This is a genomic window from Peptostreptococcus sp. (assembly GCF_036639115.1).
In the GTDB taxonomy this organism is placed as follows: domain Bacteria; phylum Bacillota; class Clostridia; order Peptostreptococcales; family Peptostreptococcaceae; genus Peptostreptococcus.
In genome coordinates this window covers 1-5,826 of record NZ_JAVWJH010000010.1, presented here as the reverse complement: position 1 = coordinate 5,826, position 5,826 = coordinate 1, and the positions used below count along the sequence as shown (strand labels likewise).

Annotated in this window: 5 protein-coding genes; all 5 read right to left on the bottom strand. The window is 30.7% G+C overall.

The window, feature by feature from the left end; translation table 11 throughout:
- Positions 1–700: 700 nt before the first annotated feature.
- Positions 701–2,047, bottom strand: a complete 1,347-nt coding sequence (locus tag RR561_RS09045) for an ABC transporter substrate-binding protein (RefSeq protein WP_332507556.1) — start codon at positions 2,045–2,047, stop codon at positions 701–703.
- 23 nt (positions 2,048–2,070) lie between these two features.
- Positions 2,071–2,769, bottom strand: a complete 699-nt coding sequence (locus tag RR561_RS09040) for a carbohydrate ABC transporter permease (RefSeq protein WP_332507554.1) — start codon at positions 2,767–2,769, stop codon at positions 2,071–2,073.
- A 154-nt stretch (positions 2,770–2,923) separates the two neighbouring features.
- Positions 2,924–3,808 carry a carbohydrate ABC transporter permease gene (locus tag RR561_RS09035; RefSeq protein WP_332507552.1) on the bottom strand — a complete coding sequence of 295 codons (885 nt, stop codon included), beginning with the start codon at positions 3,806–3,808 and terminating at the stop codon, positions 2,924–2,926.
- Positions 3,809–3,810: 2 nt separating this feature from the next.
- Complete coding sequence (locus tag RR561_RS09030; protein ID WP_332507550.1) at positions 3,811–4,902, bottom strand: ABC transporter ATP-binding protein; 1,092 nt, start codon at positions 4,900–4,902, stop codon at positions 3,811–3,813.
- Complete coding sequence (locus tag RR561_RS09025; RefSeq protein ID WP_332507548.1) at positions 4,892–5,446, bottom strand: CD3072 family TudS-related putative desulfidase; 555 nt, start codon at positions 5,444–5,446, stop codon at positions 4,892–4,894. Before RR561_RS09025 ends, RR561_RS09030 begins: the two co-directional genes overlap by 11 nt.
- Between the last annotated feature and the right edge of the window lie 380 nt (positions 5,447–5,826).

Genomic DNA, 5,826 nt, shown 5'->3' with positions numbered 1-5,826 from the left:
AAGTAGCCACGTAGTAAGCTCTAGCATATTGCTAGGGCTTTTTTTATTTCTGATAATCTTCTGATATCAAAAAATACAAAAAATATCAGATTTATAAAATTTAAGTAGAACCATAAAGAGTGTATTTAATTAAAATTCCGATTACTTGAATATAAGTCGTATCAAGGATTATATTCAAATGTAAAATATAAAGATTAAAAAAGAACCATATAATGTGCTAATAACTATAGCTATATAATACAAAGCTATGTATGTAAGACTGTATAAAATACTAAAGTCTACATAATATGGTGAAAGGTATTATACAGGTTAAGTGAGACGGAAAGAATAAGACCGTAAAGAATAAGACTGTAAAGAGTGCATTGAAGTACTAAAACAGCACATAGTATGGTGAAATTGTTATATAATAAAGTAGAGTTATAAATAGAAAAGTTTAGATGGATGTAAGGCTGTATATAAACACTAAAGTTAACATAGTATGGTGAAAGTATTATATAGCTTAAGTGAGACGGAAAGAATAAGACCGTAAAGAGTGTATTGAAGTACTAAAACAGCACATCGTATGGTGAAATTGTTATATAAAAAGTAGAGTTGTAAAAAGAAAATTTTAGGTAGAATAAAAAATAAATGGATTAAAAAAAGACCAGTATAATTAATCATACTAGTCTTTTTAAAATCTCAAATAAGTATTAAATTTTACTTAGTTATTTCTGGCATCTTCCATAGCCTTTGTTCCATTCTTTTGAGCATCATCTAATGCTTGGTCAATATTTTTTTCTCCATGGAATACTAGGTCTATTTGCTTGCCTAATTCATCAAGTGCATTTATACCACCGATATTTCTAGTTCCTTGGAATCCTTTATCAAGGCTATCAAAAGATAGTTTCTTAATTGGCTTTTCATCTAAAACCTTTTTGAATACAGGATCATCCTTGGCAGATGTTCTTACAGGGATATATCCAGTTTCAGCAGCAAAGTAAGCTGTGTTTTTACTATTAGTTAAGAAGTGAAGATACTCCCAAGCTGCTTGTTGTTCAAGGTCACTAGCTGTATTAAATAAAGCAATATTAGTTCCATAATATAGTTGTGCGTCATTTTTATTTCCTGGAAGTGGAGCAGCATTTATTTCTATACCATCAGCAGTTCCTTCTTCTATATAAGGTAGGGCAGATGTAGATGCTATACACATAGCAGCTCTTCCATCCTGAAGTGGAACATTAGGATTTTGGTCATCCCCTGCAAATCTAGCAGATTTTTCCTTGAACATAGAATCTAAAAATCCTACTGCTTCTTTCATTGGCTCCGAGTTGAAATGTAGCTCATTAGTCTTTTCATCCATTGTACTTCCGCCTGATTGAACGACCCAAGGTGCTATATCTGTAGATAAGTTGTTTGCAAATACAGTTCCGTATACTTCTGGATCTCCATCATTGTTCTTATCAACTGTTAGTTCTTTTGAAGCTTTTTTCCATTCTTCCCAAGTTTTTGGTACTTCTATACCTTTCTCTTTTAACATTCCTTCATTGTAGTAAAGTACCATTTGGCTCTTATTTAGAGGAAGAGCATACTGTTTGCCATCCCAAATACCATCATCTAAGAAAATTTTAGGAATATCTTTTTTCTCATCTGCAGTCATACCTGTTTCTTTATCATTCATGTATGGGTTTAGGTCAGTTACTAAATCTTTAGATACATACCAAGATAAACGGTTTGAATATATCTGAGTCATAGTAGGTAGTTGCTTTGCTTTTGCTGCAGCCATTAGTTTATCAAATAAATCTAAGTAGCCTCCTTGATTTACGAGCTTCACCTTTACATTAGGGTTTTGTTTCATAAAATCATCTGTAATTTTTTGTATTGCTTCTTCATTGACACCGCTCATAGCGTGCCAGAAAGTTATTTCAGTAGGTTTGTCAACTTTAGTTGCCAACATTTCAATTTTAGTAGATTCTTTTGAATCATCTTTTGCTTTTTCGCTACCACATCCTACTAGAGTAGTTGCAAGCATAGTGCAGCATAGAGCCACTGCCAAGAATTTCTTCTTCATAAAATACCTCCGTAAATTTTTATTTATCCCTTAATTCCAGAACTACCAATAGATTTTACAAGGTACTTTTGAGTAAAAAGATACATTATAATTATTGGAATAGTCATCAGAACAGAAAAGGCCATCAAAGTGTTATATCTGGTTCCAGCTTCAGTAGAAAATGCAGCAGCACCAACAGGGAGTGTTCTCATAGTGTTACTATTTGTAACGATAAGTGGCCAGATATATGAGTTCCAACAATTAATAAACTTCAAAATAGCGACAGAAGCAACCGTCGGAATAGAGCAAGGAATCAGTATAGTAAACAAATATCTTAAATCAGAGCAACCATTTATTTTGGCACTTTTATAATAGGATTTTGGTAAACTGATAAATTGCTGATATATAAGTAAAATAGAAAAAATGCTAGTACACCAAGGCAGAATTAAGGCCTTGTATGTATCGATCCATCCTAGTTTACTTAGTGTTACATAGTTTGGTATCATTAGAATCTCACCGGGAATCATCATACAAGCGAGAAAAATTGCCAGTAAAATTTTTTTAAAAGGAAAATCTATATGTGAAAATGCATAGGCAGCAAGTAAGGATGTGAGTATATCCCCAAGTGTAACTGCTACAGATATAAATACACTATTAATAAAATATCTATTAAAAGGTACTGCATTTATTGCATCTTTAAAATTTTCCCACTTCCAAATAGTTGGAATCCATTGGGGTGGCATTTTTAATACTTCGTTTGCAGGTTTAAAGGCAGTAAGTAACATCCAAATAAATGGCAATGATACCCATATTAGTCCCAAGATCAGGATTATATATGAAATAATACTTACTAAGCGATGTTTTTTATTGGTCATTTTTAACTCCTAAATCTAAAATTTAATCTCTATCCATTGCTTTTATAATTAAAAATTGAATTAATGTTACAATTAGTATTATGATAAATAGAATAAAGGCGGCCGCAGCTGCTGTAGAAAATTCCCAATGTCTATAGAATTTATCAAATATATAATAGACTATTGTAAGCCCACTTCTTAATGGCCCTGGCTTTTGTTGATACATTATATATATTTCATCAAATAATTTGAAGGATCCAATAAGTGAGGTAATAAATAAAAAGATTAATACAGGTCTAATAATTGGAATAGTAATATTAAATATTCTTTTTATATTATTTGCACCATCAATTTTTCCTGCACTGATATATTTCTTATCGACATTTTGAAGTCCCGCAAGAATAATTATGATCTTATATCCGAGACCCTTCCATATACTTAGAACTATCAACATAGGAATGGTCATATTGGGATCTGTAAGCCAAGCAACTTTTGGCATTCCTAAAACCGCTAGTAAAGCATTAATTAGACCATAATCTTTGTTAAGCATCCATTTCCACATAATTGCAATCGCAGTAGTAGAAGTAACAAATGGAAGAAAGTAAACACTTCTAAAAAACTTTTTAAACTTTATATTAGAGTCTAAAATCAAGGCAAATATTAGGGCAAATATAATTCCGAGTGGTACAGAAAATATGGCAAATACAAATGTATTTTTGAGTGCCAATAAAAATTCTGGATCTTTAAGCACAAATATAAAATTATCTAGTCCCATTTTATCTACATTTCCAGATAAATAGTCAAACTTGGTATAAAAGCCCATAAGGAAAGATTTAAATATGGGATATATTTGAAATACCGAAATTATAAGTAGTGATGGAAGAAGATATAATAAGGCCTTAAGGTTTTTATTTTTAATTTTCTTCATTATTAGGCACCATTTATTTCATTGTATTTATCTAGATTTTCAAAAAATATATGAATAAGCTTGGCTTGGAAACTAATAGTATCACCAACTTTAAGTTCACGATTCCAATTACTTGAACAAATCCAGGATTCATTTCCTAAATCAAATTTGATATATGCCTCTTTACCTAGGGTCTGTATACTTTTTATATTCGACTTTATAGGTCCGTTACTATCTATATAAAGATCTTCTGGTCTTATACCTATAGTAAGATTGGCCTTTTCATCACTTTTAAAGAGCTTGATATCGGGACAGTTTATTTTATAGTTATCTGAGTTTAATTTTATATCTGAGTCATCAAAGAAAATTTCATTATGAATCTTATTAGCTTTTGCTAGGTTCATAGGTGGATTACCAAGGAATTTTCCCGTAAAAATATTGTTTGGAGCAAGATATAGATCCATTGGAGATCCGTATTGAACAAGCTTACCTTTGTTTAGCAAAAGTATTTTATCAGAAATACTCATAGCTTCTTCTTGATCGTGAGTAACAAAAATAGTAGTGATATTAAGCTTCTTTTGAAGGGATTTTATATCATCTCTAAGTTTAATACGTAATCTGGCATCCAAGTTTGAGAGCGGTTCATCCAGTAACAATAAGTCTGGTTCTTTTACCAAAGCTCTTGCTATGGCAACTCTTTGTTGTTGACCACCAGATAATTTTCCTGGTTTTCTTTTTAATAAATCATTTATATGAAGCAGTTTTGATATTTTTTGAACCTCTATAAGACGATCTCTTTTTTTCATTCCTTTCATCTTTAAAGGGAAAGCTATATTGTCTTGAGCACTCATATGAGGATAGAGTGCATAGTCCTGAAAGACCATGCCTATATTTCTATCTTCTGCCAAAACATCACTTACATTTACATTATCAAAATAAATATCTCCATCAGTGGGGTGATCTAGCCCTGAGATTAGAGATAAGGTAGTGCTTTTACCACATCCACTTGGACCAAGTATAGAAAGCAAAGAACCGTCTTTAATTTCTATATTGAGATTGTCGACTGCCTTTATTTCTTGAAAAACTCTAGATATATTTTCTAATTTAATTTTCATTTTTTCCTCCAAGAAGTTCATCGAGAGTATTTTCACCGAGTGCAACTATAGGAATATCAATTTTTTCTGACTCCAAAAGTTCTTTTAGAGCTCTTATAAATACACCGTTTTCTTCTTTGTAAGAATAATTTTTAAGCATACTATCAAGATCAGGGTTTGATGATAACTCACCCTTCCAGTTGGCAGAAAAAGAAAAGTCAACCCCGCAACTAGGACTACCGTTTATACCAACGACAGCCAAAACTTCTGTTTGATCATCTCTTAAATATTCTTTTATTTGTAATATTACAGTTTTTAGGATATTCTTTGAGTGATCTATAAAAAAAGTATTTTCAAATTGTTCTCTGCTATGCCCCCAACGTTTTGATCCGTACATTATAAATTCTGGACAGGGAAGTTGGAATAGCTGAATATCTTTATTTAAGCATTCTTTTAAGAAGTTTTTTCTATTTATGCTTTCTTTTGAATTATCTTTATCTCCATAGTAGAAAACTTTAGAAGATGTATTTAGCACACAGTGGCTCACAATAATTAATTTTTTCAAAATAACACACCTCTTTCTTATTATATATACTGATTCTTACATTATTTACTTAATCATAACAATATAAGGTAATTTAAAAGATAATATAAATATACTATAGCACTTTGAATAGAGCATTTAAATATATATAGAGGATAACGATATTATGATTTTCTATTACATATTATCTAAGTATGCATTTAGTCTATAGCAAGTGTAAAAAAAGAAAAAAATATGAAAAAAAGGCTTGCATTTTATATCATATGGTGGTATATTATTACTTGTCCTTAAGAAAAGGGCAGGAACAATTTAAAAAATATCATTCACTTAATAAAATTAAAAAATAAAAAAGTGTTGACAAAACATTTTAAATATGTTACTATAAATAAGTCGTCAAAACA

Excerpts from the sequence above, each read along its gene's own strand:
- RR561_RS09040 (WP_332507554.1), bottom strand. The coding sequence starts at position 2,769 with ATGCCACCCCAATGGATTCCAACTATTTGGAAGTGGGAAAATTTTAAA.
- RR561_RS09045 (WP_332507556.1), bottom strand. The coding sequence starts at position 2,047 with ATGAAGAAGAAATTCTTGGCAGTGGCTCTATGCTGCACTATGCTTGCA.
- RR561_RS09030 (WP_332507550.1), bottom strand. The coding sequence starts at position 4,902 with ATGAAAATTAAATTAGAAAATATATCTAGAGTTTTTCAAGAAATAAAG.
- RR561_RS09035 (WP_332507552.1), bottom strand. The coding sequence starts at position 3,808 with ATGAAGAAAATTAAAAATAAAAACCTTAAGGCCTTATTATATCTTCTT.